This window comes from Cryobacterium sp. SO1 (assembly GCF_004210215.2).
Lineage (GTDB): Bacteria > Actinomycetota > Actinomycetes > Actinomycetales > Microbacteriaceae > Cryobacterium.
Genome location: NZ_CP067394.1, coordinates 2,521,316 through 2,545,792 on the forward strand (window position 1 = coordinate 2,521,316; position 24,477 = coordinate 2,545,792).

General features: G+C 63.4%; 26 protein-coding genes, 1 tRNA gene and 1 pseudogene. 12 read left to right on the top strand and 16 right to left on the bottom strand.

Going from position 1 to position 24,477, the window contains the following annotated elements:
• Nucleotides 1–18: 18 nt before the first annotated feature.
• The 3 genes and pseudogenes from BJQ95_RS11900 to BJQ95_RS11905 all read right to left on the bottom strand — a co-directional run.
• The gene (locus tag BJQ95_RS11900) at nt 19–1,077 is read right to left on the bottom strand and encodes a permease (RefSeq protein WP_370688334.1); all 1,059 of its coding nucleotides are present in this window, start codon (nt 1,075–1,077) and stop codon (nt 19–21) included.
• A gap of 232 nt (nt 1,078–1,309) precedes the next feature.
• Complete coding sequence (locus BJQ95_RS19550; RefSeq protein WP_130179131.1) at nt 1,310–1,606, bottom strand: ATP-binding protein; 297 nt, start codon at nt 1,604–1,606, stop codon at nt 1,310–1,312.
• 291 nt (nt 1,607–1,897) lie between these two features.
• Nucleotides 1,898–2,104, bottom strand: a pseudogene (locus BJQ95_RS11905) (ArsR/SmtB family transcription factor); the annotation flags it as partial.
• Between the two features lie 166 nt (nt 2,105–2,270).
• On the opposite strand from BJQ95_RS11905, the gene BJQ95_RS11910 reads away from it, so the two are divergent.
• Nucleotides 2,271–2,582 carry a thioredoxin family protein gene (locus tag BJQ95_RS11910; protein WP_130179022.1) on the top strand — a complete coding sequence of 104 codons (312 nt, stop codon included), beginning with the start codon at nt 2,271–2,273 and terminating at the stop codon, nt 2,580–2,582.
• A 197-nt stretch (nt 2,583–2,779) separates the two neighbouring features.
• Here BJQ95_RS11910 and BJQ95_RS11915 read toward each other — a convergent pair whose 3' ends face one another.
• Both BJQ95_RS11915 and BJQ95_RS11920 read right to left on the bottom strand, forming a co-directional pair.
• Entirely contained in the window at nt 2,780–3,763 is a 984-nt protein-coding gene (locus BJQ95_RS11915) for a HAMP domain-containing sensor histidine kinase (protein WP_130179021.1), read from the bottom strand.
• Between the two features lie 140 nt (nt 3,764–3,903).
• Nucleotides 3,904–4,641, bottom strand: coding sequence for a response regulator transcription factor (locus BJQ95_RS11920; protein ID WP_130179020.1), 738 nt, complete (start codon nt 4,639–4,641; stop codon nt 3,904–3,906).
• A 705-nt stretch (nt 4,642–5,346) separates the two neighbouring features.
• Here BJQ95_RS11920 and BJQ95_RS19555 point away from each other — a divergent pair.
• The 9 genes from BJQ95_RS19555 (at nt 5,347) to BJQ95_RS11965 (ending at nt 13,854) form a co-directional block, all read left to right on the top strand.
• Nucleotides 5,347–5,514, top strand: coding sequence for a heavy metal transporter (locus BJQ95_RS19555; protein ID WP_240694909.1), 168 nt, complete (start codon nt 5,347–5,349; stop codon nt 5,512–5,514).
• A complete protein-coding gene (locus tag BJQ95_RS11930; RefSeq protein WP_130179018.1) occupies nt 5,511–7,808 on the top strand; it encodes a cation-translocating P-type ATPase in 2,298 nt (765 codons plus the stop codon). Before BJQ95_RS19555 ends, BJQ95_RS11930 begins: the two co-directional genes overlap by 4 nt.
• Nucleotides 7,809–7,891: 83 nt before the next feature.
• Complete coding sequence (locus tag BJQ95_RS11935; protein ID WP_130179017.1) at nt 7,892–8,371, top strand: hypothetical protein; 480 nt, start codon at nt 7,892–7,894, stop codon at nt 8,369–8,371.
• Nucleotides 8,372–8,463: 92 nt separating this feature from the next.
• On the top strand, nt 8,464–9,075 hold the full coding sequence (locus tag BJQ95_RS11940; protein ID WP_130179016.1) for a DUF305 domain-containing protein: 612 nt from the start codon (nt 8,464–8,466) through the stop codon (nt 9,073–9,075).
• A gap of 130 nt (nt 9,076–9,205) precedes the next feature.
• Nucleotides 9,206–10,048, top strand: coding sequence for a M23 family metallopeptidase (locus BJQ95_RS11945; protein WP_130179015.1), 843 nt, complete (start codon nt 9,206–9,208; stop codon nt 10,046–10,048).
• Nucleotides 10,045–11,334 (top strand): M23 family metallopeptidase, encoded by a 1,290-nt coding sequence (locus BJQ95_RS11950; protein ID WP_130179014.1) that lies wholly within the window; start codon nt 10,045–10,047, stop codon nt 11,332–11,334. The genes BJQ95_RS11945 and BJQ95_RS11950 overlap by 4 nt, the downstream gene beginning before the upstream one ends.
• 288 nt (nt 11,335–11,622) lie before the next feature.
• The gene (locus BJQ95_RS11955; RefSeq protein WP_130179013.1) at nt 11,623–12,282 is read left to right on the top strand and encodes a hypothetical protein; all 660 of its coding nucleotides are present in this window, start codon (nt 11,623–11,625) and stop codon (nt 12,280–12,282) included.
• A 46-nt stretch (nt 12,283–12,328) separates the two neighbouring features.
• Nucleotides 12,329–13,258 carry a prolipoprotein diacylglyceryl transferase gene (gene lgt, locus BJQ95_RS11960; protein WP_130179012.1) on the top strand — a complete coding sequence of 310 codons (930 nt, stop codon included), beginning with the start codon at nt 12,329–12,331 and terminating at the stop codon, nt 13,256–13,258.
• Entirely contained in the window at nt 13,255–13,854 is a 600-nt protein-coding gene (locus BJQ95_RS11965) for a recombinase family protein (RefSeq protein ID WP_130179011.1), read from the top strand. Before lgt ends, BJQ95_RS11965 begins: the two co-directional genes overlap by 4 nt.
• Before the next feature lie 33 nt (nt 13,855–13,887).
• On the opposite strand, the gene BJQ95_RS11970 is transcribed toward BJQ95_RS11965, so the two are convergent.
• The 7 genes from BJQ95_RS11970 to BJQ95_RS12000 form a co-directional block, all read right to left on the bottom strand.
• Nucleotides 13,888–15,438: a multicopper oxidase family protein gene (locus BJQ95_RS11970; protein ID WP_256041368.1), complete on the bottom strand. Its 1,551-nt coding sequence runs from the start codon at nt 15,436–15,438 to the stop codon at nt 13,888–13,890.
• A complete protein-coding gene (locus BJQ95_RS11975; protein WP_130179009.1) occupies nt 15,402–15,683 on the bottom strand; it encodes a thioredoxin family protein in 282 nt (93 codons plus the stop codon). Before BJQ95_RS11975 ends, BJQ95_RS11970 begins: the two co-directional genes overlap by 37 nt.
• Nucleotides 15,680–16,375: a peroxiredoxin family protein gene (locus tag BJQ95_RS11980; protein ID WP_130179008.1), complete on the bottom strand. Its 696-nt coding sequence runs from the start codon at nt 16,373–16,375 to the stop codon at nt 15,680–15,682. Before BJQ95_RS11980 ends, BJQ95_RS11975 begins: the two co-directional genes overlap by 4 nt.
• Entirely contained in the window at nt 16,375–16,857 is a 483-nt protein-coding gene (locus tag BJQ95_RS11985; RefSeq protein ID WP_130179007.1) for a hypothetical protein, read from the bottom strand. Before BJQ95_RS11985 ends, BJQ95_RS11980 begins: the two co-directional genes overlap by 1 nt.
• A 123-nt stretch (nt 16,858–16,980) precedes the next feature.
• Complete coding sequence (locus BJQ95_RS11990; protein ID WP_130179006.1) at nt 16,981–17,322, bottom strand: hypothetical protein; 342 nt, start codon at nt 17,320–17,322, stop codon at nt 16,981–16,983.
• A 74-nt stretch (nt 17,323–17,396) separates the two neighbouring features.
• Nucleotides 17,397–17,660, bottom strand: coding sequence for a hypothetical protein (locus BJQ95_RS11995; protein WP_130179005.1), 264 nt, complete (start codon nt 17,658–17,660; stop codon nt 17,397–17,399).
• 274 nt (nt 17,661–17,934) lie between these two features.
• Nucleotides 17,935–18,570, bottom strand: a complete 636-nt coding sequence (locus BJQ95_RS12000) for a DUF3105 domain-containing protein (RefSeq protein WP_130179004.1) — start codon at nt 18,568–18,570, stop codon at nt 17,935–17,937.
• 411 nt (nt 18,571–18,981) lie between these two features.
• On the opposite strand from BJQ95_RS12000, the gene BJQ95_RS12005 reads away from it, so the two are divergent.
• Complete coding sequence (locus tag BJQ95_RS12005; RefSeq protein WP_130179003.1) at nt 18,982–19,239, top strand: SHOCT domain-containing protein; 258 nt, start codon at nt 18,982–18,984, stop codon at nt 19,237–19,239.
• Between the two features lie 121 nt (nt 19,240–19,360).
• The gene (locus tag BJQ95_RS12010) at nt 19,361–20,461 is read left to right on the top strand and encodes a cytochrome D1 domain-containing protein (protein WP_240694908.1); all 1,101 of its coding nucleotides are present in this window, start codon (nt 19,361–19,363) and stop codon (nt 20,459–20,461) included.
• A 287-nt stretch (nt 20,462–20,748) separates the two neighbouring features.
• On the opposite strand, the gene BJQ95_RS12015 is transcribed toward BJQ95_RS12010, so the two are convergent.
• The 4 genes from BJQ95_RS12015 to BJQ95_RS12030 form a co-directional block, all read right to left on the bottom strand.
• A tRNA-Gln gene (locus tag BJQ95_RS12015) sits at nt 20,749–20,820 on the bottom strand.
• A 35-nt stretch (nt 20,821–20,855) separates the two neighbouring features.
• Nucleotides 20,856–21,893 (bottom strand): NAD(P)/FAD-dependent oxidoreductase, encoded by a 1,038-nt coding sequence (locus tag BJQ95_RS12020; protein WP_130179002.1) that lies wholly within the window; start codon nt 21,891–21,893, stop codon nt 20,856–20,858.
• Nucleotides 21,890–23,410 carry a glutamate--tRNA ligase gene (gene gltX, locus BJQ95_RS12025; protein ID WP_130179001.1) on the bottom strand — a complete coding sequence of 507 codons (1,521 nt, stop codon included), beginning with the start codon at nt 23,408–23,410 and terminating at the stop codon, nt 21,890–21,892. Before gltX ends, BJQ95_RS12020 begins: the two co-directional genes overlap by 4 nt.
• 7 nt (nt 23,411–23,417) lie before the next feature.
• Nucleotides 23,418–24,425: a LysR family transcriptional regulator gene (locus BJQ95_RS12030; protein ID WP_130179000.1), complete on the bottom strand. Its 1,008-nt coding sequence runs from the start codon at nt 24,423–24,425 to the stop codon at nt 23,418–23,420.
• Nucleotides 24,426–24,477: the final 52 nt, after the last annotated feature.

A 24,477-nucleotide genomic window follows, 5' to 3' on the forward strand; every position in this document is an offset into this window, starting at 1 on the left:
CATCGCGCGATCAGGCGGCTAAGCGACATAGTTCACCGCCAGACCCAGCACTGCCGCACAGAGGGCCACCACGCAAGTGATTTGGATCAGGGTTCTTGCCGTGAATGTGGTGCGCATCAGGGCGAGCATCTTGATGTCAATCATGGGACCGAAGACCAGAAAAGCAACGATTGCGCCGGGTAGGAAGGTGGCTCCGAACGACAACACGAAAAATGCGTCGACGTTGGAACAGATGGATACCACAAAAGCTAAAGTCATCAGCGCCAGAACGGACCAGACAGGATTCGTACCCAGTGTGACCAACACGTCCCGGGGTATCCCCACCTGAATTATGCCTGCGATGGCACATCCGATGAACAATGCCGGCATCATCGCGCTGGTCTCTCTGGTGAATAGTCGCACGCTGCGCTTCAGTCGGCCGCCGTCGTCGTGATGGCCGTTTTGAGCGGTGCAGGCAGCCTCGAATTGAGGCGTGAGTAGAGCATTCGGGCGGGGGTGCCGACTGTAAATCCAGCCGACGAGGTTAGCAATCAGGAACCCGCCGGCGATACGGCTCACGAGTATGCCGTTGTCCCAACCGAAGGCCTGATACGTCGTAATGATCGTGATCGGGTTGAGAATCGGTGCGGCAAGAAGGAACGTCATTGCCTCAGCGACAGTCAGACCCTTCATAATGAGGCCGCGCGTGAGCGGTACGTTTCCGCATTCGCAAACCGGCACAAGAATGCCAATCAGTGAAACTGCGATCCGTCGCAAGACCCCTCGTTTAGGCAAATGGCGAAGGAGGAACCCTTCGGGAAGCCAAACCTGGACCACGACGGAGAGGAAGATGCCCAGGAATACGAACGGCAGCGACTCGATGAGCACGCTGATCCCGAGCGTTGCGAAGTCTTTGGCGGAGTCCGTCATGCCTGCTGTCAGGGACTGAGGGGCCGACATGCGAAGTGCTACAAGAAGACCGACCAGGGCGAGACCGACGAGCAAGCCTTTCACCCCGGGGCGCTTGCCTCCGGGAATCCTCGCGCCAGGTCGGGGCACCGTGCCCGTGTCCGCCAGCTGCGTACGGGTGAGCAGCACAGACCTTCCGCGTTGGTTGTCGATATTTGCTATCCATTCATTCGCACACCGCCCAATCTCAACCCGACCGTGGTTGATCAGTGGTCAGGCTCAGCGCCCAATTACATGCAGATCTAGCTTCTCACAAAGCCAGTTCAGATTCCCTGGCCGGCGGTGAGCACCATCCGTCCCTGCCGGTCGGGCGCGCACGCAAGTTCGTACGGCTACCGTGTTTGCAAGTCCGCATACGGGCCTATCTGCATCCAAACGCAGACTTATACATTAGAACTTTACGTCTTGCAATCGCCGTGCACCAAACCTCAGCGTTGATGGCGGATAAGGGAAGCTCAACGGTAAAGGTTGCGCATTGACCGGCATCGGCGCTCTCTGCTCGAATGCTTCCGCCGTGGGCCTCGGTGCTGGACTTGGCGATCGCCAGGCCTACTCCCGAGCCGCCGTGGGCGCGGTCCCCGCTGGCGTCCACTCCGTAGAAACGCTCAAAGGTATGCGAAATGCGGTCGGCCGGAGTCCCATCGACCTCGTCGGAGATCGCTCATCAACTGCCGCTGCGGAGATCACCACCTCGCGCCCGGACGGGGTGTGTCGACCTGCGTTGTCGAGGGAGATTTTCAGGACCTGACCGATGCGATCGCTGTCCCGCTGACAGCAGCGTCGCGGGCGTATCCAGTCATTGCGACGGTCAGCGTTACGTTCTGGGCGATCCACAGTACAGGAGCCCTGCGAGTAGCCACGGGCTAACGTCCTCGTCGAGGAGCAGCATAGCCAACGGCGTACGGCACCTAAGAGCACCGCGGACAGCAACACAGCTCGAACACCGCCAGGTCGAAACGATCCGGGCCAGCCTGAGCTTCGCGAGGTGCTGCGACACGGCGGCCGGAGTCTTGTCGACGATGTCGGCCGATCGGTTAACGGGCAGCTCTCCGTCGCGCAGCGCAAGGACGATCCATATCCGAGTGGCATCGGCGAGCATCGAGAATATTTCGACCGCGAGCTCCACGCACGGGCTCGCCGGGTCACGACCGCACATAGGATTATCTGCATCGATACGCAGATTCTTACATACCTTTCGTTCGGGTGCCCGTGCGCCTCCATAGTTCGAGAATGCGGACTATCCCCAGACCATCGCCAACTGCCAGCGAGGATCGGTGCACCCGGCCGCCGCTCGACCGCTACTTCGGGAGGATGATTGGTACATGAAGATCGAAGTCCTATACATAGATGACTGCCCGAATTGGGTTGAGGTTGGCCGCCGACTTGAAGATGCGCTTGCCATGGTCGGAAACTCACGGACGCCGATCAGCTACCGGCTCCTTCGGACGCCCGACGAGGCAGCGGAAGTATCGTTCGCCGGCTCGCCGACGATCACACTTGACGGGGATGACCTATTTGCTACAAACGGTCGCACAACGGATCTTGCCTGCCGGATCTATTTCACGCCCTCAGGACTCGCCGGGCTCCCTACGACAGAGCAACTCATGAAGGCAATCGCTTCTCGTGGCGTTTGACTCGACCGCAGTTTGTTCCTGCTGCGGCAGGACTCTGCCGTGTCACCAAGTGCACGCCTTGGCTGGAGGAGTTGGCTTCGTCTGTCGACGATGCGGCCTATGGATAGCCCTACGTCTGCATAACGACACGTGACGATGCGTGTTCGTCTACAACGAGTGAGACACTCGCACACCGGGAAACCCCGGTGTCATTCTCTTTACTGGCGGAGCAACGGGAACTCAACGGTGAAGGTCGCGCCACGGCCGACACCCTCACTCTCGGCTCGGATGCTTCCGCCGTGGGCCTCGGTGATGGACTTGGCAATCGCCAGGCCTACCCCCGACCCGCCGTGAGCGCGGTCCCGGCTTGCGTCCACTCGGTAGAAACGCTCAAAGACATGCGAAATGTGATCGGCAGGAATCCCATCGCCCTCGTCGGACACGGCTATCACCGCTCTGCCGTCCACTACCGTTGCGGAAATCACCACCTCGCGCCCGGACGGGGTGTGCCGAACCGCGTTGTCGAGGAGATTCGTCAGGACCTGACCGATGCGATCGCTGTCCCCGCTGACAGCAGCGTCGCGGGCTTCTCCAGACATGGTGACCGTCAGCGTGACGTTCTGGGCAGCGTATTGCGCCGTCGCCTGGGCTACTGCGTCCGCGACTACCTGGGCAACGGGCAGGCGTCGTCGGTGCATAGTGAGTCGGCCTTCCTCTGCAGTCGTCACGATGGCGACGTCCTCGCTCAGCCGTGCCAGACGGGTGACCTGGTCCCCCAGCATCGTGAGGGTTGCCGGATCCGCTTCCTGAACGCCATCGGCGATGGCCTCAAGGTAGGCGCCGATGGTGGTGATCGGGGTACGCATTTCGTGCGCCAGGTCGCCCAGCATCCTCGTTCTGGTCACTTCGATCCGGCCCAGATCGGTGGCCATCGAGTTGAAGGCCGACGTGAGGTCGTCGAACTCACTGCCCAGGCCCACAGCGGGGATACGCGCCGTGTAGTCTCCGTCCGCCACCCGGCCAGCCGCTTCAGTGACGGGTGCCAGGGATCGCGTGATCCGGCGGGAGAGGAACAGGCTCACCCCGACTGACGCTGCCAGAGCAGCAAAAAGGGCGACGGCCAGGGAAAGCATGGATGCCGTCCGGAATGCCTCCTCGGCATGCACCGTTGAGTCAGCATCAGAACCGCCCATGCCCATCATGTGAACGTGGAATATGGCCGGGCCGATCCCTGCGACGACGACCCAAGCAGTTGCGACTCCGACGAGTACAACGACGAGGATGGCGCCGAGCAGGCGAGCGCTGAGGTCCCTAGGGCCAGGGACCCGAGTGCGTGTTCTGCTCACGCTCCGACGCCCATCTGGTAGCCAACTCCGCGCACTGTCCGGATGAAGACCGGTGACGACGGATCCTCACCGATCTTGCGCCGCACATGCCCGATATGCACATCCACAAGATGCGGATCGCTCATCCAACCGTCACCCCATACGGCCTCAATGAGTTGCTGCCGAGAGAAGACAATGCGAGGTTGGCCGGCCAACGCCACCAGCACCTCGAACTCGGTGCGGGTGAGGTCTACCGGCTCACCGCTTCGGTGGACTTCGCGGCCGGCGACGTCGATGTGAAGGGAGCCAAAGACAAGAGGCGGTGTGCCGAGTGCGGCGGCCTGTTCGCTGGGGCGCGGTCGGCGGAGCATAGCGCGCACTCGAGCCACAAGCTCTCGCGGGCTGAAGGGTTTGGTCAGGTAGTCGTCTGCTCCTACAGAGAGGCCAACGAGTTTGTCGATCTCCTCGACCCGCGCGGTCAGCATGATGATGTAGCAATCAGTGAAGGTGCGAACGGTACGACAAACCTCAATGCCATCCATCCCCGGCAGGCCCAGGTCGAGAACGATGATGGCGGGGGCCCAATCGCGTGCCTTCGTCACGGCGGACTGGCCGTCGGCCGCCGTCTCAACGTCGAATCCATCTCGCTCCAAGTAGCCGGCCACCAACTCGAGCAGCGGTACCTCGTCGTCGACCACCAAGACTCGCGGACGCGGCTCCGCAGTGGTCTGTGGCCTGAAGGTCGTTGACATCATGGTCTCATTGTCCCTCCGGGTTCATCCCGGACCGCTGCAATGAGCGGCTGCAGCCAATATCCCCAGTCAATCTTTGTCAAAAGCCTGACTAGTGGGCTTCGCTCACCGCTGGTTGCGTCGTCCGTGCCGCATGGGAGGGCGATCACGTTGTACCCGATGACCCACCCCCCACCACGGCAACTCGTCTCGCCGCCTGTTGGAGCGCGGCGATCTTCTCTGCCTTTCCCTCTGGCAACACCTCGGCGCATGGCATCCATCAACATGCCCGCGTGAGCTCCACCGTGACCCATCGTGTCCCGAGCTGTCCGTGTGGCCTGCCCGTCGTGGGTCGCAGCTCGTTCGTGCCCGTCATGCGACATAGCCGGGATGCCCACCGGGGTATCAGTCAACAGGGGCCCGCGAGCCGGTCGGTTCCACGTTTTCGAAATGAAACTTCGAGGCGATCGGGCGAACCTGATACCCCAAGGGGGTATAGTTCGATGTGCCCCCAGGGGTAAACGTGACGGAATTGACCGTCAGCGACGAAGGGAAATTCTGATCATGCTTACCGGTAAAGAAAACGACCTCGGCCTCACGGACTCATCTTGTGCGTGCGCTCATGTCTCACATCCAGACGGCGATAACGCTTCACCCAAAACGGCGCGCTCGGGCTTTTCGAGCACGGTCCAGGTTGCCGGGATGACCTGCTCTCACTGTGTCGCGAGCGTGACCACCGAACTAGGCCGAGTAGCGGGTACTGACAGCGTCAGCGTCGACCTCGCACCCGGCGGCCTCTCCCTGGTCACCGTGTCCAGCAGCAGTCCTGTCGATCCAGCGGCAATTGCCGCCGCCATTGCTGAAGCGGGCTACGAACTGATCCGCCAGACCCCATGAGTGGCATACAGGTCGATCTTGTCGTCGGCGGAATGACCTGCACTTCGTGTGCAGCGCGGATCGAAAAGAAACTGAATCGGATGACGGGCGTCGAGGCCACCGTCAACTACGCGACGGAGAAGGCGAGCGTGTTCATTCCAGACGGGACGTCCGTTGAGGATGCGATCGCCACCATTGAGGCAAGCGGATACACGGCCGTTCTCCCCCGCTCCGAGAGGCCCACGCCCGACGGGACGGTATTGCCCACCGAGGCCGACAAAGAAGTTGAAAGTCTTCGCCAGCGACTCGTGATCTCCGCGGTGTTGGCAGCACCCGTCGTGGCCCTGTCCATGATCGCCCCCCTCCAGTTCTCCAACTGGCAGTGGCTTGCCCTTACACTCGCCGGCCCCGTAGCGATCTGGGGTGCCTGGCCATTCCACCGGGCCGCTTGGGTCAACCTGCGGCACGGCGCAGCGACCATGGACACTTTGATCAGCATGGGAGTGCTCGCGGCACTCGGGTGGTCGCTTTACGCCCTGTTCTTCGGCACCGCGGGAATGACCGGAATGACGATGAGCCTCAGCCTCACGACAGAACCCGGCGGCGCCGCGCACGAAATCTACCTCGAAGTCGCGTCGGCTGTCACCGTCTTCATCCTGGCCGGTCGATACTTCGAGGCGCGGGCGAAGAAGCAATCGGGCGCAGCCCTCCGTGCCTTGCTCGAACTGGGCGCGAAAGACGCGACACTGCTGCGTGGCGGCGTCGAAACAACTGTGCCCACATCTTCTTTGATCGTCGGTGACCATTTCGTGGTGCGGCCCGGCGAGGAAATCGCCACAGACGGCACCGTCGTCGAGGGCAACTCGGCGGTCGATGCGAGCATGCTCACCGGAGAGTCCGTTCCCGTCGAGGTCGGCCCGGGCGATGCCGTGGTCGGCGCCACCTTGAACTCCGGTGGCCGCCTCGTCATCCAGGCAACGCGTATCGGCTCCGATACCCAGCTGGCCCAGTTGGGTCGCTTGGTCGAACAGGCCCAGACCGGCAAAGCGGAGGTGCAACGACTCGCTGATCGAGTATCCGCCATTTTCGTGCCCATCGTGATCGCCCTCGCCCTTGGCACCCTCGTTGTATGGCTTTTGATCGGAGCCGGCCCCGTGGTGGCATTCACGGCAGCGGTGGCGACACTGATCATCGCCTGCCCTTGTGCCCTCGGGTTGGCCACGCCAACGGCTCTACTTGTTGGAACCGGTCGGGGCGCGCAACTCGGCATCCTCATCAAGGGACCGCAAATTCTCGAGTCGACGCGGCGAGTCGACACCATCGTTCTCGACAAGACCGGCACCGTCACCACCGGGCAGATGACCCTCGTCGCGGTCCACCCGAATCGAAACGTCACCGAAGAGGAACTCCTCGCTTTCGCCGGAGCCGCCGAGTCGGGATCAGAACACCCGATCGCCAGGTCGATCGTGACGGGCGCACAAGCACGCGTTGTCTCGCTCCCCGAACCGGAGTCGTTCTCGTCCACAGCCGGGCTCGGTGTGCAGGCCGTCATTGACGGACGCATTGTTCTGGTGGGACGCCCCAGCTGGCTCAGCGAGCATTGGTCTATCGAGCTTCCCGCCGACCTCCAGTTCGCACTGTCCGCCTGCGAGAAGCAGGGCCAGACAGTCGTTGCCGTCGCGTGGGACGGGCAGGCGCAAGGCATCCTGGCGGTATCCGACGTCGTCAAGGACTCCAGCGCCGCCGCAATCGGGGAATTTCGTCGCCTGGGTTTGCGACCCGTGCTCTTGACTGGTGACAACGAGACCGTGGCGCGCGTCGTCGGCACAGAACTCGGCATCGCTGATGTTCGCGCTGGTGTCCTCCCTGCTGAGAAAGCCGAAGTCATCCGGGCGCTCCAGCAGGAAGGGCGCGTAGTAGCCATGGTCGGCGACGGAGTGAACGACGCAGTGGCGTTGGCTACCGCGGACCTGGGCATCGCGATGGGCACCGGCACCGACGTCGCCATCGAGGCCAGCGATCTGACCTTGATCCGCAGCGACCTTGTCGCTGCCGCCGACGCCATCCGGCTTTCTCGGCGCACCCTAGCCACCATCAAAGCCAACCTCTTCTGGGCTTTCGCATACAACGTGGCCGCGATCCCTCTTGCCATGCTGGGCCTGCTCAATCCGTTGATCGCCGGCGCCGCCATGGCGCTCTCGTCGGTCTTCGTGGTCAGCAACAGCCTCCGACTGCGCGGCTTCCGAGGACTGACCGTTGCCACTGCGACTCCCGTCACGCCCCAGCCCAGCGCTCAGCCAGTGGGGATCAATTAGCAGGCTGCTCACGTTCACAGCTGAACTTTGTCAAGTGCCGATACGGTAGCCGGGTATCTATTTTTCGGTCGACTGGAGGTGACATGAACTCGCAGAGTATTGCTGCTGCTGGTCGTCGCCGAAAGCCCGTTTACTCCATCGCGTTCACGGCCGCTCTGGTGTTGGCAGCCATGCTATTGAGCCTGCTAGCCATGCACTCCATGATCGGTAGTCACGGCTCAATCTCACATACTGCCGACGCTGCCGCCCATGAAACCGCACTACCTACCGCCGTAGAAGCTGGGGTTCTCACAACCGCCGGAGCTGTGGCGGCGGTCATTCCACTCAGTGCGCATGCCGAAGTCGGACTCCACGGCTGCGCGGACTGCATGCTCGTCTGTGCAGTATGGGCGATGACCTGCGCCCTGCTACTCGTCCTGGCCGCGCTGATCGTGCTCGCGCGCTACCCGGCAACGTATCGGCGCCTCCTCGACGCTGGCGGGCGGATCGTCGCAGATTTCCAGGGCCCTGCGCTTCATCTTTTCCGGCCCAGCTTGATCGTGCTTTCCATCAGTCGCACCTAAAACCGGCATTGGCCTTCGCGTCACTTGACGCCTGCCTTCACGACGCCGTATGGCGAACCGGTTTCTTACGCCTGACTCTGAATGGATTGACAATGCCCAAGCCACGTACCTACCTCCTTACTGCCGCGGCCATCGCGACAGCACTCACTCTCAGCGCCTGCGCCGGCGGAACTACCGATACCGGTTCATCTGCCGCCCCCAGCTCCCCCGATTCCTCCGCCTCCTCGGTCGATTTCGCCGACGCGGACGTCGAGTTCGCCCAGATGATGATCCCCCATCACGAACAGGCCGTTGAGATGAGCGATGACCTCCTTGCGAAAGACGGCATCGACCAACGCATCATGGATCTGGCCACCGAGATCAAAGACGCCCAGGAGCCCGAAATCCAGCAGCTCGAATCGTGGCTGACAGCCTGGGGCATGGATGACACCAGCTCCAGCGAGATGGATATGTCTGACATGGATCACGGCACGGACGGCATGATGTCCGATGACGACATGAACGCCCTCAAGTCCGCGTCCTCAGAGGACGCCGGGAAGCTTTTCCTCGAACAGATGATCGTTCATCACCAGGGCGCCATCGCCATGGCGCAGACCGAGATCGACGAGGGACAATACCCGGACGCGGCTGACATGGCCACGAACATCGTAGAGAGCCAGACGGCTGAGATTGATGTCATGAACGACATCCTCGCCACACTGTAGAACTCCTCCACCAGGAGCGGGGCCGCGCATCGCGGCCCCGCTCCGCGGCGTGCCCAACTCGGAAACCATCTCCTTGCCTCCCTAAGGCCCCGATGGAGCGCGCCATTGTGATCGCAAGGACCACCTCTTCATGACCGCATCACCCGATCTTTCCCGCAAAGAACTGCGTCTGGCCGAAAAGCACCCGCACCGCCGCCTCCGAGCACAACGACCACTCCCCGCGACCCGTCAACCGGCCCGCCGCATGAAAGTTACCCCTCGTAAACAGCTGTCTTCCGCGGCCGCTCTTGCGTTCGCTGCCCTCCTCGCGATCAGCGTGTCGGTCCCAGCACTCGTCGTGAACCCTTACGCGCAGACCCTCGCGGCGCCCACTGAGCGATCCGATATGGAAGTACAAAGCTTGACGGCGTCGGGAAACGGAACCATCGCTGTCGCCCAGGACACGTACACGTCCCAAGCCATCCAGGAGACGCTGCGGACTGAGGACTCGCTCCCGGGCGTCTACTCCCAGACCGCAAATACCTACGTGAATTATCTCGGCTCTGCAATTCAGTGGCCCTTCCTTGTCGGAGTACCCATCACCACTGACTTCGGCCCTCGGATTCCCCCGTGCGATGGATGCTCCAGCTTCCACAAGGGCATCGATATGAACCCGGGCGTGAATACTCCAATTCAGGCGGTAGCGGACGGCGTCGTACGAGAAGTCTCCAGCACCGACAAAAGCGGCCTGGGTGTGTACGCGATCATCGACCACATGATCGATGGGCGTCTGGTCAGTAGCCTGTACGCCCACATGACGGAAGGCACCCTGGCACTTGCCGTCGGCGACCCCGTCCTCGTCGGCCAGCTGGTGGGGAATGTCGGCAATACCGGCCAAAGCACCGGGCCACACCTTCACTTCGAGATTCTCCTCGATGGCATCACGCCCATTGACCCGTACGCCTGGCTAACAAAAAATGTGAGCACACGATGACGAGCCCTCAGCGTGATCAACGTCGCACGCCGCGCCGAAACCTGAACGCACTCTGGACCGCGGCCGTGGTCCTGACTTTGGTGTCAGGTGCGGGCTGGGCTGCCCAACCGGCAGTAGCAGCCGAGTATCCGTCCTGGTCCGATGTTGAAAACGCGCGAGCGAACGAAGCGTCCAAACAAGATCAAATCAGCACACTCAACACCCTCATTTCTGGCCTGACAGCCGACGTCGCCGCCGCACAAGAAGAGTCCACACGCCGCGGCGCCGAATTCGAACACGCCCAGGGCGCCTTCGACGAGGCCACCTACCGTGCCACAGCTCTGCAAGCCCAGGCTGACGATGCCGGCGCGCAAGCCGCACTCTCCAGCGAACAAGCCGGCCGGCTCGCGGCAGGGCTCGCCCGCAGCGGGGGCGCCGACCTTTCTATGGCCATCCTCCTCGCGGGAGACGAAACTGACGCTTTGCTGTATCAGCTGGGCTCCATGAGCAAACTCACGGAGCGTTCCGCCGCGGTCTACGATCAGGCCGCATCCGACCGAAATTCCGCAACCGCCCTGACCGACCAGGCGAAAGTGGCACAACAAAAGCTCGGCTCCTTGGCCAAGGAGGCCGAGACGGCCCTGACCAAGGCCATTGCCGCTAGCGCCGCAGTGGAAGTCACTCTCGCCGAGCAGCAAACAAACGCGGGCATTATGCAAGCCCAACTTGCCGTGCTGACCGACGGCCGCGCTGCCACTGAAGTCGACTTTGCCACAGGAGAGGAAGCCCGACGGGTTGCCGAGGCTGCAGCAGCCGCCGCCGCGGCAGCAGCGAAGGCATCTACGGGCGGTTCGGGAGGGTCGAGCGGGTCAGGCTCCGACTCCGGCCAACTCAGCGGACAGGGCTGGGCACTTCCCGTGTCCGGGTGGATCAGCGACAACTTCGGTCCGCGTCCCAACAAACCCGTCGCCGGAGTGGGCGCGTTCCACTACGGCACAGACCTCGCCGCCGGGTGCGGCGTTCCGGTCAAGGCCGCAACGGGAGGCACCGTCATCTACTCCGGGTACCTCGGCAGCTATGGCAACTGGGTGCTCATCGATCACGGCAATGGTGTCCAGACCGGGTACGCCCATAACAGCGAGATCCTGATCAGCAACGGCCAGCAGGTGTCCGCCGGGGAGACCATTTCGTTGGTCGGGACCACCGGGGCATCCTCCGGCTGCCACCTGCACTTTGAAACTCGAGTCGATGGCGCCCGCATCGATCCGGAGCCGTTCATGAGCGCACGAGGCATCACCCTTGGCTAGGCGGCGTCAGTCCCAGTTGGCCGGCCCGATGCTGATCGCTATGGGAGCAGCCGTTGCCCTGGCCGGCTACTCGACGGCGGAAGATCCATCAGATCCGTCAAACCCGACGACTGCATTCGAGCATGTTCACGGTCTTGGTGCCGACCCTGTAACCGGAAACACCTACGCGGCAACCCATCACGGCGTGTGGTTGATCCCGACGGGGGTTTGCCCGATACCTATCTCACCGGCCCGGCCCGGCCCGCTGACACAGAGTTGACCCAGATCGGTGGCCGCGCCCCAGATGCCATGGGGTTCACAGTCTCCCCCGCCGGGATGCTCTTCATGTCGGGCCACCCGGACCCCACAGAACAATCTGCCTCCCGGGCACCGAACCTCGGGCTGGTGTCCAGCAACGACCAAGCACAAACGTGGGACACGTTATCACTGGGCGGACAGACGGACTTTCACGACCTCGACACCGTGACCCCGCCCACCGGCGAACTCCGCGTATACGGGTATGACCCGCAGCAAGGCGCCCTGTTGGTCAGCGACGACAGCGGATCCACCTGGACCACGGGGGCGACCGCCCCGATCCGGGACCTGACAGCAGACCCCTCCGATCCCGATCGGGCCATCGCAACAACGGCGGACGGACTCATCGAAACTTCAGACGGTGGCCGCACCTTCCGCGCCGTTTCCGACGCGCCCGTCCTGCTGCCTGTGGACATCTTGGATGAAAGCGCCGGCGGCGAGCTTGTTGGCGTCGACCCTGCCGGTGCGCTGTGGCGACAGGAAGAATCCGGCCTCTGGACGCAGACGGGCGAGGCTCAGGGTGCACCCGAAGCCCTCAGCGCCGTCGGCGGCAGCTCCCCCTGGATCCTGGTCGCCGACCCTCGCGGGATCAGCGCTTCCCCTGACTTCGGTGCCACGTGGACATCAGTCCTCAGCTACGCCGCCACTCTATGACACACCGCTCACACACCCCGAGAATCCAAGAAACGACACCGAGCCCATGAACGTTCCAGCCAGCATCCCCAGCCCCGATATCAGCTCCATCCAACTGGGACCATTCCAGATCCACTTCTATGCCCTCTTCATCCTTGCCGGGATCGCCGTCGCCGTAATCCTCACGTCCCGGCGACTCACGGCACGCGGCGGGGCGCCCGACACGGTGCTCGACATCGCCCTCTGGGCTGTGCCGTTCGGCATCATCGGCGGCCGGCTTTATCACGTCGTCACCCACCCCACCGACTACTTCTTCCCCGGCGCTGACCTCTGGAAGACGCTGTACGTGTGGGAAGGCGGCCTGGCCATCTTCGGCGCCATCCTGTTCGGCAGCCTCGGTGCGTACATCGCCTGCCGCCGGGCAGGACTGCGCTTCCTGTCCTTCGCCGACGCCCTTGCACCGGGGATGCTGTTGGCCCAAGCGTTCGGACGGCTCGGGAACTACTTCAACCAGGAACTCTTCGGCATTCCGACGGCTCTCCCCTGGGGACTGCAGATAGATGCAACCCAACCCGCATTTCCCACTGGCCTACCCGCGGGCACGCTCTTTCATCCACTGTTTCTCTACGAGATCCTGTGGAATCTTCTCGGGGTGATCCTCATCCTGCTTGCCGAGCGGCAACTCAACCTCCGGTGGGGACGCGCACTGGGTCTCTACCTAGTCATCTACGGGATGGGCCGCACCTGGTTCGAGTCCTTTCGACTCGATCCCACCGAGTTCGAACTCGGCGGGTTTAAGATCAACATGCTAATCGCCACTCTCGTCGCCATAGGAGGGATCCTATTGATCATCGTGCAGTCGCGGCGCCACCCCGAGGCCGAGACCGACCCCAAGCTGCCGATTCGGCAGGGCAGCACTGGGATCCCGGCTGAAGATGTCCGCGTGCCATCCGATGCATCGACCCCCAGCGCCCCTGAGCGAGGAAGGCTGGGATGACCGTCATCGGCTATGCGCGTGTTGCAACGCGCAAGAAGAAAGTCGACGAGCGAGAAATCGCGTTGACCGCGGCCGGCGCCGAGCGCGTGTTTGTGGACCACGGCGAGTCGAGGAATAAGGCGTCGCTGCCGCAGTTTTCTGCCTGCCTGGACTACTTGCGGGCAGGTGACCTCCTGTTGGTTTGCCAGCTGAGCCAGTTGGATCGCTTGGGTCGTGACGATCGTTTGATTGCGCTACTTCATGAGCTCGGCGAGCGCGGCATCGGACTTCGTTCGTTGGCGGAACCGGCGATCGACACGACCGGCCCCTCAGGCCGGGCCCTTTTCGACATCATCTCCGTGTTCGCTCAGCTGCGTACTGAGTCGATCCAAGTACACAGGCGCGATGGCCCCGCACCGGCTCGGGCGCATGGTCGCGACGGCGTACGCCCCACAGCGATGACCAAAGAGCGTACTGCTGTGGCTATCGATATGCGTGAGAGGGGCGCCACGATCGACACAATCGCGACCACTCTTGGCGTCGACACTGTAACTGTGCAACGCGCGCTCCTGAGCAACCCGGACGGGCAGCCGAAGTTGGGCCGCGATGAGGGCTGAGGGCGGGCAGTTGAGCCCGCTGCTCGTCCCGCGTCACCGCACGTAAGAGACCAGCCCGATCATGCCGCGAGCAGCGTGGTACGCATTGTGGCAGTGGACCAGCCACTGGCCGGGATTGTCAGCGTCGAATTCGATGGTGACAGTTCTCCCGGGCCGGACGATGACGGTGTCTTTGCGTGCTCCGTTGCCCGCGATCTGAAAAGTGTGCCCGTGCAGGTGCATCGGATGCCACATCATCGTGTCGTTGGTCACCGTGATCTGCACTCGCTCGTTGAGGCTGATATCGAAGGCGCCGGCGTAGGGGTCGTCCATGTTGAAGGTTCGCCCGTTGATGCTCCAGTCGTAGGAGTGCATGCCTCCGGTGAGCCGCATCTCGTGTCGACGTGTCGGCGTGCGGGATTGGAGGCGGACGGATTCATCGGCTCGCAACTGACCGCCGTCGGTGACGTCACCCGTCAGGGTGGACGGCATTCGATCCGGTGAGGGTGGGGTGCCAGAACCCGTGCGGATGAGTCCATAGGCGCTTCCGTCCTTGCCTTCGGGGAGAGCCAGAACCGGGGTGTAGCCGTCGACGACGGTGACGAGCGCGTCGATGCGTTCGCCCATTCCGAGGACAACGGCGTCCACCTCCTGATGCTGGACAGGAAAGCCGTCGGTGTGGGTCAGAGTCAACTTCTGCCCGGGGATGCCCACCCTGTAGGCGGTGTCCCCCGCCGCGTTGATGATGCGCAAGCGGATCCGATTGCCGGGTCGACTGTCGAACACTTCGGCCGTTTGCGGAGCCTGGCCGTTGAACAGATGGACGGGGAATGGCACGTCGCCCGCGTCACCGCCCAAGTACGGGCTGGTGAAAGTCGACCCCATTCCGCTCATGCCCGAATCCATCCCGCTCATCCCCGACCCATCGGCTAGAACCTTGAGAGCGTCGTTGGGGGTGCCCGGGAGACCGTCGAGCCAGTCGTCGAGGAGGATGACCCATTCCTGGTCGTAAGCCATCGGTTCATTGGGATCGTCGATAACGAGCGCGCCCGACAAGGCGCGTTCTCGCTGCATGTCCACGTGGGAGTGGTACCAGTAGGTTCCGGGTTGGTGGAGTAGGAATTGGTATCCGTAGTTGACGCCTGGAGCAATGGCCTTCTGGGTGACGCCTGGGACGCCGTCTGCATCGTTTCGCAAGGCGAGGCCGTGCCAATGGATGCTCGTCGGCTCTGCCAGGGTGTTCGTCACCGGCACCGCCAGGAGGTCGCCCGTTGTGGCGCGGATTAGAGGCCCATTGACTGTTCCGTTGTATCCCCACGTGGTGAGCGCGGTGCCGGCGACCATGGTGTCGAAGGTGCCGGCGATGAGTTTTTGGGTCACTGTGGCACCGTTGGCGACACGGCGGGCCTCGTACTGGGCGACCAAGGGATCGGTCGAGAGAATCCGGTCGGCCTCAGCTCGTGCGCCGGTTTCCGTCGTGCAGGACGCAAGGACCGCTGTGGCTGTGGCCGCCAGGGTCACGCCGAGAAAGGTGCGTCGGTTGAAATGAGTGACCATTTTTGCTTCCGTTAGTTCTGGCTCGCGGGCACGCGGATGGCGGGCCACTCCAGCAAGGAGAGGTGGCGCCGCAATTTCTTTTCGGACAGGCGGCCGTAGCTGAACAGCTCGCCGTCGATCAAGATGCCCGGGGCGAAAACGATGCCGACGCGGTTGGCAAGCTCACGCCCTTCGGCTGATGCCAATGGAATTTCCACGATGTCCAGGGGGTACTCGTCGCTGAGCTGCGCCAGGGTGTTCTTGGCGTTCACGCAGGATGGGCATGATTCCTGGGTCAGGACGGTGATCATCATGATCCGCTCACCCCGGCAGCCTTCAGGTCGGCGAGCAGGTCGGTCATGGACACGTACATTGTGTAATCCGGTGCGCCACCGTAATCGGCGCGCCACTGAATCGTGCCGTCAGGCCCGACGAGGAGGAAGCTGTGTCCGGCGCGAGAGTCGCCCATCATGCCGTAGTCGTTCGCACCGTACTCCTTGATGACGTCCATCTTCGTGTCCGCCAGCGCGACGGAGGCAAGTTTGTCGTCGTCCATTTTCTGCGCGATCAGGTCCACCGGTCCACTGGTGATCGTGAGCACATCGTCGACTCCGGCGGCGGCCAGCTGGTCGGATGCGGCATCCAGGTCACGCATTTGGTCCCAGCACGGCTGGCAGCCCAGTCCCTCATGGAAGTACAAGAGCACCGATTCGCCCGAGTAGTCACTCAGTTCCACGGTGTCCCCCGTGGTGGACTCCATCGCGAATCCCGGGGCCATCTCTCCCACTCCCGGAGATCCCACTGCGTAGTCGGCCGCATCGGCGCTCCTGCCCAGAGGAGCAGACTGGGCCGTCTGGGCGGGCGCGGAGGGCTGCTGCGCGAGAACAAGGAAGAACGCGCCGAAAATGGCCACGACCACGCCGGCACCGCTCAGCACGGCAAGGCGGTTGGTGTTCTTCCTCAGCGGCCGTATCGCTGCAGCCGACTTCTTGTTGCGTGATGCCATTACTGTAGTTCCTTTGCATTGTCGTGACAGGCCGGAGTGGTCGCACCGGCTGAAACCTGCTCTGACGTATCTGGCTCTGTCGCCGAAGCGGTGTGACCGGCCTGTGGGCGTCGGGCTCGCAGCGCCTTCCACACCAGGGTGGCCAGGGCGGCAAAGACGACGAGGGCCGAGAGCCAGCCGGGGACGAAACCGACGGACTGCTGAATAACCACAGCTGCGTGATTCAGCCAGGCGGTGACACGCACCTGCCAGCCGTCGGGAGCCATTCCGATGCCGCGAACCGCGATGATCATGGTGACGATACCCATCCCGAGCATCAAGCCACCGGACAACAGGCTCGACAGCGGCAGACGACGTCCACCGGGCCACAGGGCGACAGTGCGCGCCGTCAGCAGACGGCTGTTACTCCAGTCCTTCCGGTCCCACACCAGCGCAAGGACGCAGAGCGGGGCGACCATGCCGAAGACGTAGGCAATACCCACCAGTGCGGCGGTAGAGATGGACGACGCTGCCCCAGACATCGCGGCGACTCCGGCCAGCACAGGTGCACAACACGCACTCGCCGCGCCAGAAAACACGCCCAAGCCGTACACGGAGCCGATGCCTTACCCTGAACTCTTCCCCGACGGCATCGGCAGCATCAACTTCCAACCCACCAGCGTCGCGACACCAACGACGACCATGGCAATTCCCACCACACTGAAGATCCAGAAGTGGTACTGCCCCAGGGCACGGCTCACGATCGCGGCCCCCAACGCAATGGGCAGGATAATCGTGCCGACACCGGCAGCGAAAACCAATGTCATGCCCAGAATTTGGCCACGACGGCGAAAGCTGGATGCGAAAAACGCCGGCAGCATGACCGACACACAACAGGGGGCCAGTAGGGCGACGATGCCGCCTAAAAACGAGGCGAGGATTGTGGTGGAGAGCAGGACCTGCTCCATGTATTGCTCCTTCAACAGTGCACGGACTCACCGCCGTGCCGCGGGGTACGGGGTACGGGGCAAACGCCCGAGGGTCAAGCCTGGGTCGTGGTCTTTGCGGTTTCGTCGGTGGCGGCGTGAACGTGGGAGTCGTTTGAGGTGTCGCTGCCCGTGGCCTTGCCGCTGCGCATCATCATGAACATCATTCCGATCATCATCACGGGGCATGCCAGAACCGCTGCGATCGGAAGCGCCTCGCCGATCGATCTTCCGGCCACGAGCAGTCCGCCGAGGATGACGACACCGATCACGATCATGCCGATGAGATGAGACTTGCCGCCGTGGTTGTGCCCGTTCATGGACTTTCTCTTTTCTGGGGTTCGGTTGGGTGGACTGCGTCCTCCGGCGGTGTGTCAGTCCCTCGGCTATTCACGGGGAAGATCTGAGCGATCGCCCACACACCGAGAATGACGAACACCACACAAATCCCGGCGAGAATCGGCCACGCACTCATGACCATCAGTTCCTCCTACCGGGATGTCCTGTCTTGACTGTGGTCCCTCTACCCGCGGCTCCTGGTGCAGGTTTGACGAAGAAACAATAAAGAATGCTCCTCAATCTCCGAGGGAGCTCTCAGCCTTGGACTCCGCCAGAACAGGGGGCGCCGGGTTCGGGGGTTTGCGGGCCCTGCAGATAGGTGGAGAGGAATTCGCTCAGTCTCGGGTCGCCCGCACTTTCTACCTGGAGCCGCTTACCCCACGCGGTGGCGATGATCGGCGCCGGCAGGTCCGGATACGGGCTCAAGATCTCATACGAATTCGCTGCCGCGTTGGAGGTAAGGATCTCCAGCTCAGATGCAGGCAGGCCAGTTTGGTACGTCACCCATACGGCTCCGTGCTCAAGGGAATGGACGGCACGCCACGTATCCACCGGCTGCGTGTAAACCCCACAGTTCGTGAGGTCCTCCGAATGATCCCCGCCCACCGGCGGCAACTCCGGGAAGGCGACCGTGCTGAGGACGTGCTCACGGCTGAGCTTCGAAAAGCTCTCCATTCCTTCGATCGTCGAGCCAGCCGCAGAATTGTCGTCAGACTCTGCCTGCGGACTACCGAAGACAACAAATCCAACTGTCGCCAATACGGCGGCAATCAGGACGGCACATGACCCGCGAATCAACATCCTCCGTCGTTGCTCGTCCTTCTTGATCTTCCCTTTCGCCTGGTCCACGATCGCTTGCCGGTCGAGTTTTCGCTCGTTGCTCGATTGCATTTCTAATCAGTTCATTTCTGTCGGTGCTGTCGGTTGTGGTGGTTTCTATGCCAGGCAGTTGCCTCAGGGGTGATGGGTGTTGTGCATCGCTCGCGAGGATCCCGTGGAGGGTTGCAGCACTGGCGCGCTTATCAGTGGGCCAACGACGAAGAGCGAAAGGAGCATCGGGCCTGGGTCTTCGTTGCAGACGGTGCAAAGCGGACGATGGAGACATCGTCAGGGTGTGCCAAGGAGGTACTCATCGTTCCACCATCGCCCGCGAGCGCATTGAAAACGATGGAGTTTCAGTAAAGGAACGATCAAGTATCGAAGGAACCACATGGAAACTTCATAGTTCCTTCGACAGTTCCATATTCGGGGGCAGAAGACTCGACGTAGGAGCGCTACTGGCGCCAGACGAAAGGAAATTCCATGATGGGAAATTATGCGGGCGGTATGGGCGGGGTCGGCTGGGTCCTGATGGGTCTGCTCTCGGTGACGCTGATCGTCGCCATCGTGTGGATGGTCGTAGGAATGGTCACCCAGCCCAGACAAGAATCCGCCCCCGCAGCGACGCCTGAGTCGAGGATCGACACTCCAGCTGACATCCTCAAGCGCCGGCTGGCTCGAGGTGAAATCGACACAGCGACATACGAAGAGCTGAGCTCCACGATTGACAAGGTTCGCTAAACGCCCCGGCCTGTTTGCGATCCGTGCCGGTAGCCCAAAGGAGCACTGGGCGGATCGTCTGCCCGGCGCCCGAGCAAATCCCACCGCTACCCGGTGGCCACCGAACCAAAGGAAAGTACAAATGAACAAGCGCCACCTCACCACCGTTGCAGTCACAGTCGGCGTCGCTGCCGTCATCGCCACGACTGCCATCGTCGCAACCACCACCGGAAACTCTGACGCGAAGGCAGCCTCCCACAACGACATGGTCGCAGGCACCATTTGGGTCGCAAACGAAGATGGCGCCAGCCTCACCGCGATCGATGCTTCCACCAATACCGTCGCGACTACCCTCACCGGTATCGACAGCCCTCACAACGTGCAAGCCACTCCGGGTGGCCAATCTATCTGGGCGGCGAGTGGCACGACGTCGATGGCTGTGGAGATCGATTCGCAAACAAACGAGGTAAACGGCGCGTCCGCCACCGGCACGATGCCGGCCCACGTCATCGTCACCCCCGACGAGACCCGAACCTACACAACGAACAATGCCGACGACACCGTCACAGCCGTCGATATCGCCACCATGACGCCGATCGCCACGATTCCGGTCGGCGACGGGCCTCACGGACTGAGGCCAAGCCCCGACGGCAAGACCATCTACGTGGCCAACAACAAGGCAACCACGCTCAGCGTCATCGATACCGCTACCAACACCCAGATCGACGAGATCGAGGTGGGCAAATTGCCCGCACAGGTAGCGTTCTCGCCCGACGGAGACTTCGTCTACGCATCGCTAAACGGCGACAACGCTGTAGCCAAAATCGACACCAGCACCCGTGAACGCGTCTCCACACTTCCCGTGGGCGTGGGTCCAATCCAAACCTTCGTCAGCCCCGACGGGCAATACCTTCTGGCCGCCAACCAGGGCACAAAAGAGTATCCAGGCACAACTGTTTCCGTCATCGACACCGACACGTTTGATTTTGTGCGCACCGTCGAAACCGGCGCCGGCGCGCACGGTGTCACCATCGACCCGACGAGTCAACACGCCTACATCACCAACACCTTTGACAGCACAGTCTCTGTACTTGATCTCAAGGAGATGACGGTGGTGGCTACCGTCCCGGTCGGATCGATGCCGAACGGGATCACCTTCACCAGCCAGGCCGCGGGGATCGCCCCGGCCGTCGAGCTGGACCTGAAGGTGGACGACAGTGACGCGCGATTCGGGTCGGGCTAATCGCGGATTTCCGGGCTTCGAGTGCGGGTGGAACCACAATGCTCAACTACGCAAGCTACGTATTCCCTGATGAGCGGACATGTTCCGGAGACTCGAACCAAGAACCTCGCGTTCCTTAGCGTCTCCATTCAGGCTTCTCATAGGATCAAGATCAACAAGTTGCCGCGGACCGGCATAAAGAACGAGATGCAGGCCGAATTCGCCCGTCGTTCTAGCGGTCTTCGGACATCAGTCAACCCGAGAGTCGAAACGAAAAACCCCCGAGTGATCCGGGGGTTCTAATACTGCTGGGGTACCTGGACTCGAACCAAGAACAAATGAACCAGAATCATCCGTGTTGCCAATTACACCATACCCCAATGGCGTAGTCCGAGAACCGCGCCGAAAAATAACTCTAGCCCACTTCGGTGCGACCGGCCAAATTGACGCGAGGGTGTGTCGCCAGCGGGCCGAGAAGTTCGCGGTTGATGGCCACCGCGGCACGCGCGCCCTCGCCGGCGGAGACGAGCAACTGCTCCGGGCCGGGCGGGGTGGTGTCGCCCGCGGCGAAAAGACCGGGCACCGAGGTGCGGCCCTGCGGGTCGACGACGATCAGGCCATAGGCATCCGCGGACGGGTGCAGCGCACCCGCGAACGCGGCGGCAGCCTCGTACCGGGGGCGCACAAAACCGCCCGATCTGGGCACGAATTCGCCGTCGACGACCTGGATACCGGTCATGGCACCGCGCTCCCCCACAACGTCGGTGAGCGGGCGCCGGTCGACGCGGATGCCGCGCTCGGCCAGAGCCGCCTCGTCGGCGTCGGTGATCTGGCCGACGCCGTTGGTGAAGACGATCAGGTCGTCGGTCCACTGGGAGATGAGCAGGGCGTGCTCGGCGAGGTCGTCGGTCTCGCCGATGAGGGCAAGGGCGCGGTCGGCCTCTTCGTAGCCGTCGCAGGCGATGCAGCTGTGCAGGTTGGTGCCGTACCAGGCACGGATGCTCGGTAGCGCCGGCAGCGTCTCGGCCAGGCCCGTGGCGATGAGCACGGTGCGGGCGGTGACCACGCGGTTTTTCTCGCCGCGCATCCCCTTGGTGGACACCGTGAAGCGAGCCACGGTGGCATCCGCCCCGTCGGCGCCGGGCACCTGCTCGACCGTGCGCACCAGACCCGTGTGGAACTCGGCGGCCGGGTAGGCCTCGTACTCCTCGCGGCCGATGCGGCGCAGCTCCAGCGGCGGCACGCCGTCGCGGGTGATGAAGCCGTGCGAGCGCAGCGTGGCGGAGTGTCGGGGACGGTTGCTGTCGATCATCAGGGTGCGGCGGCGGGCGCGCACGAGGTTGAGCCCGGCGGCCAGGCCGGCCGGGCCGGCGCCGATGATGATGACGTCATAGGGCGCTTCGGCGCCGGCAGCGGAGCCGCTGCCGGCGTTCACTGAACCGTCGGGCGTCATGACACCAGGGTCGCCGAGAGTCGATCCAGGCGGGCCAGGGTATCGGCTTGGCCGAGGATCTCCATCGACTCGAACAGGGGCGGCGAGATCTTGCGGCCGGACACGGCGACGCGCAGCGGGCCGAAGGCGACCCGCGGCTTGAGTCCGAGGCCCTCGATCAGGATCGCGGTGAGCGTGCTGTGCACGAGCTCGTGGGTCCATTCCGCTTCGGGAATGTCCCGCAGGGCCGCTGTGGAGGCTGCGAGGATCTCGGCGGCGTTCTTGGGCAGCGAGGCGAGGGCATCCGCCTGGTGCTCGAGCTTGTCGGCGCTGTGGAACAGGAAGCCGAGCATGTCGGGCGTCTCGCCGAGCAGGGCGATGCGCTCCTGCACGAGCGGGGCGGCGGCGGTGAGGACGGCGTGCTCCTCGTCGCTGAGCGGCTCGGTGACGATACCGGCGTTGACCAGGTACGGCACCACGCGGGCGGCGAAGTCGGCCGGCTCGAGCAGGCGGATGTGGTCGCCGTTGAGCGATTCGGCCTTCTTGAGGTCGAAGCGCGCCGGGTTGGGGTTCACGTCGACGACGTCGAACGCGGCGATCATCTCTTCGATGGAGAAGACGTCGCGGTCGTGGGTGAGCGACCAGCCGAGCAGGGAGAGGTAGTTGACCAGGCCCTCGGGGATGAAGCCGCGTTCGCGGTGCAGGAACAGGTTGGACTCGGGGTCGCGTTTGGAGAGCTTCTTGTTCTTGTCGCCCATTACGTAGGGCAGGTGGCCGAAGCGCGGCACGAACGTGGTGAGGCCGATGTCGATCAGCGCGTGGTACAGCGCGATCTGGCGGGGCGTGGAGGAGAGCAGGTCCTCGCCGCGAAGCACGTGGGTGACGCCCATCAGAGCGTCGTCGACCGGGTTCACGAACGGGTAGAGCGGATGCCCGTTGGGCCGCACCACGACGAAGTCGCTGAACGAGCCGGCCGGGAAGGTGATCTCGCCGCGCACCAGGTCGTCGAAGGAGAGCTCGGTGTCGGGCACCTTGAGGCGGAGAGCCGGCTCGCGGCCCTCGGCGCGGAAGGCGGCCTTCTCAGCATCGGTGAGGTCACGCTCGTAGTTGTCGTAGCCGAGCTTGGCGTCGCGGCCGAGCTTGATGTTGCGTTCGGCGATCTCCTCGCCGGTGGCGAAGCTCTCGTAGATGTGGCCGGACTCGATGAGCTTGGCGATGACGTCGCGGTAGATGTCGTAGCGCTGGGACTGGCGGTACGGCTCGTTGGGTCCGCCGGCCTCCACGCCCTCGTCCCAGTCCAGGCGCAGCCAGCGCATGGCGTCCAGGAGCTGGGTGAAGCTCTCCTCGCTGTCGCGGGCGGCGTCGGTGTCCTCCACGCGGAAGATGAACTTGCCGCCGGTGTGCCGGGCGTAGGCCCAGTTGAACAGGGCCGTGCGGATCAGGCCGACGTGCGGCGTTCCGGTGGGCGAGGGGCAGAACCGCACGCGCACCTCAGTGCCGGTTGCGGTCGAGAACGGGTGCGCTGTTGTAGTAGACATACGCCTCTTATCCTACTGACGGTGCGCCGAACGCGGCGTGTGCGAAATGGGACCCGGCCACCGCGCCGAACAGCGACCACGGGGCCGCGTCGATCTCCCCGATCGCACGGATGGTGGCGGCAATCGCGGGAATCGACTCCGCGCCCTCGGTGCCCACGAGGTGGATCGTGCGGAAGTCGCCGGCGCTGGTGGGCCGGGCCACGATCCCGGCGGGCAACGGCGCGGCCGCGATCGCCAGGGCAGGCACGAGCGCCACGCCCAGGCCCGCGGCGACCATGCCGAACACGGCCAGGACGTTGTCGGTCTCGTAGGAGATGCTCGGGCTGAAGCCGCTGCGAGCGGCAAGGTCGAGCAGGTGGGCGCGGCAGCGCGGGCATCCGCCGATCCACTGCTCCGCTTCCAGGTGGGCCAGGTCGATGCGATCCCGGCCGGCCAGGGCATGGTCACGCGGCACCACCACGAGCATCTCGTCGCGCCAGAGCGGCACAACGGTGAGGCCCTGGGCGCTCTGGTGGTGCGGGTCGGCCTGGTCACCGGTGTAGCTGAACGTGATCGCCAGGTCGGCCGCCTGGTCGCGCACGGCCCGCACGGCCTCGGGCGGTTCTGCCTCGAGGTAGTTCAGTTGCACGCCGGGGTGTCTTTGCGAGAGCCCGCGCAGCAGGGTGGGGATAACCGTGGCCGACGCGGAGGGGAACGCGGCGAGGGTCACCCGGCCGCTGCGAAGGCCCGCCAGGTCACTGAGTTCGCCCGCCGCGGCATCCAGCGCCTGGGTCACGGTGGCGGCGTGCCGAGCGAGGATGCGGCCGGCCTCGGTGAGCCGCACACCGCGGCCGGCCTTGGTCACCAGCGGCAGGCCCAGCCGGGCCTCGAGGCGTTTGAGGTGTTGGCTCACAGCCGGCTGGCTGTAGCCGAGCGAGCGCGCCGCGGCGGTGATCGAGCCCAACTCGTTGATGCGGTGCACGATGCGCAGGGCGTGGGAATCTACGTCCAGTGCACGGTGGATATTTTCGGGCATGCTCGAATCATAACCCGCGGTTATGCAATTGATCGGGCACTGGGGATTGCCG

Bases quoted from the DNA above. Each gene is read 5' to 3' on its own strand.
- BJQ95_RS11910 (WP_130179022.1), top strand. From the start codon at position 2,271: ATGAAGATCGAAGTCCTATACATAGATGACTGCCCGAATTGGGTTGAG.
- BJQ95_RS11915 (WP_130179021.1), bottom strand. From the start codon at position 3,763: ATGATGGGCATGGGCGGTTCTGATGCTGACTCAACGGTGCATGCCGAG.
- BJQ95_RS11920 (WP_130179020.1), bottom strand. From the start codon at position 4,641: ATGATGTCAACGACCTTCAGGCCACAGACCACTGCGGAGCCGCGTCCG.
- BJQ95_RS11930 (WP_130179018.1), top strand. From the start codon at position 5,511: ATGAGTGGCATACAGGTCGATCTTGTCGTCGGCGGAATGACCTGCACT.
- BJQ95_RS11935 (WP_130179017.1), top strand. From the start codon at position 7,892: ATGAACTCGCAGAGTATTGCTGCTGCTGGTCGTCGCCGAAAGCCCGTT.
- BJQ95_RS11940 (WP_130179016.1), top strand. From the start codon at position 8,464: ATGCCCAAGCCACGTACCTACCTCCTTACTGCCGCGGCCATCGCGACA.
- BJQ95_RS11945 (WP_130179015.1), top strand. From the start codon at position 9,206: ATGACCGCATCACCCGATCTTTCCCGCAAAGAACTGCGTCTGGCCGAA.
- BJQ95_RS11950 (WP_130179014.1), top strand. From the start codon at position 10,045: ATGACGAGCCCTCAGCGTGATCAACGTCGCACGCCGCGCCGAAACCTG.
- BJQ95_RS11955 (WP_130179013.1), top strand. From the start codon at position 11,623: ATGGGGTTCACAGTCTCCCCCGCCGGGATGCTCTTCATGTCGGGCCAC.
- lgt (WP_130179012.1), top strand. From the start codon at position 12,329: ATGAACGTTCCAGCCAGCATCCCCAGCCCCGATATCAGCTCCATCCAA.
- BJQ95_RS11965 (WP_130179011.1), top strand. From the start codon at position 13,255: ATGACCGTCATCGGCTATGCGCGTGTTGCAACGCGCAAGAAGAAAGTC.
- BJQ95_RS11975 (WP_130179009.1), bottom strand. From the start codon at position 15,683: ATGATGATCACCGTCCTGACCCAGGAATCATGCCCATCCTGCGTGAAC.
- BJQ95_RS11980 (WP_130179008.1), bottom strand. From the start codon at position 16,375: ATGGCATCACGCAACAAGAAGTCGGCTGCAGCGATACGGCCGCTGAGG.
- BJQ95_RS11990 (WP_130179006.1), bottom strand. From the start codon at position 17,322: ATGGAGCAGGTCCTGCTCTCCACCACAATCCTCGCCTCGTTTTTAGGC.
- BJQ95_RS11995 (WP_130179005.1), bottom strand. From the start codon at position 17,660: ATGAACGGGCACAACCACGGCGGCAAGTCTCATCTCATCGGCATGATC.
- BJQ95_RS12000 (WP_130179004.1), bottom strand. From the start codon at position 18,570: ATGCAATCGAGCAACGAGCGAAAACTCGACCGGCAAGCGATCGTGGAC.
- BJQ95_RS12005 (WP_130179003.1), top strand. From the start codon at position 18,982: ATGATGGGAAATTATGCGGGCGGTATGGGCGGGGTCGGCTGGGTCCTG.
- BJQ95_RS12010 (WP_240694908.1), top strand. From the start codon at position 19,361: ATGAACAAGCGCCACCTCACCACCGTTGCAGTCACAGTCGGCGTCGCT.
- BJQ95_RS12020 (WP_130179002.1), bottom strand. From the start codon at position 21,893: ATGACGCCCGACGGTTCAGTGAACGCCGGCAGCGGCTCCGCTGCCGGC.
- gltX (WP_130179001.1), bottom strand. From the start codon at position 23,410: ATGTCTACTACAACAGCGCACCCGTTCTCGACCGCAACCGGCACTGAG.
- BJQ95_RS12030 (WP_130179000.1), bottom strand. From the start codon at position 24,425: ATGCCCGAAAATATCCACCGTGCACTGGACGTAGATTCCCACGCCCTG.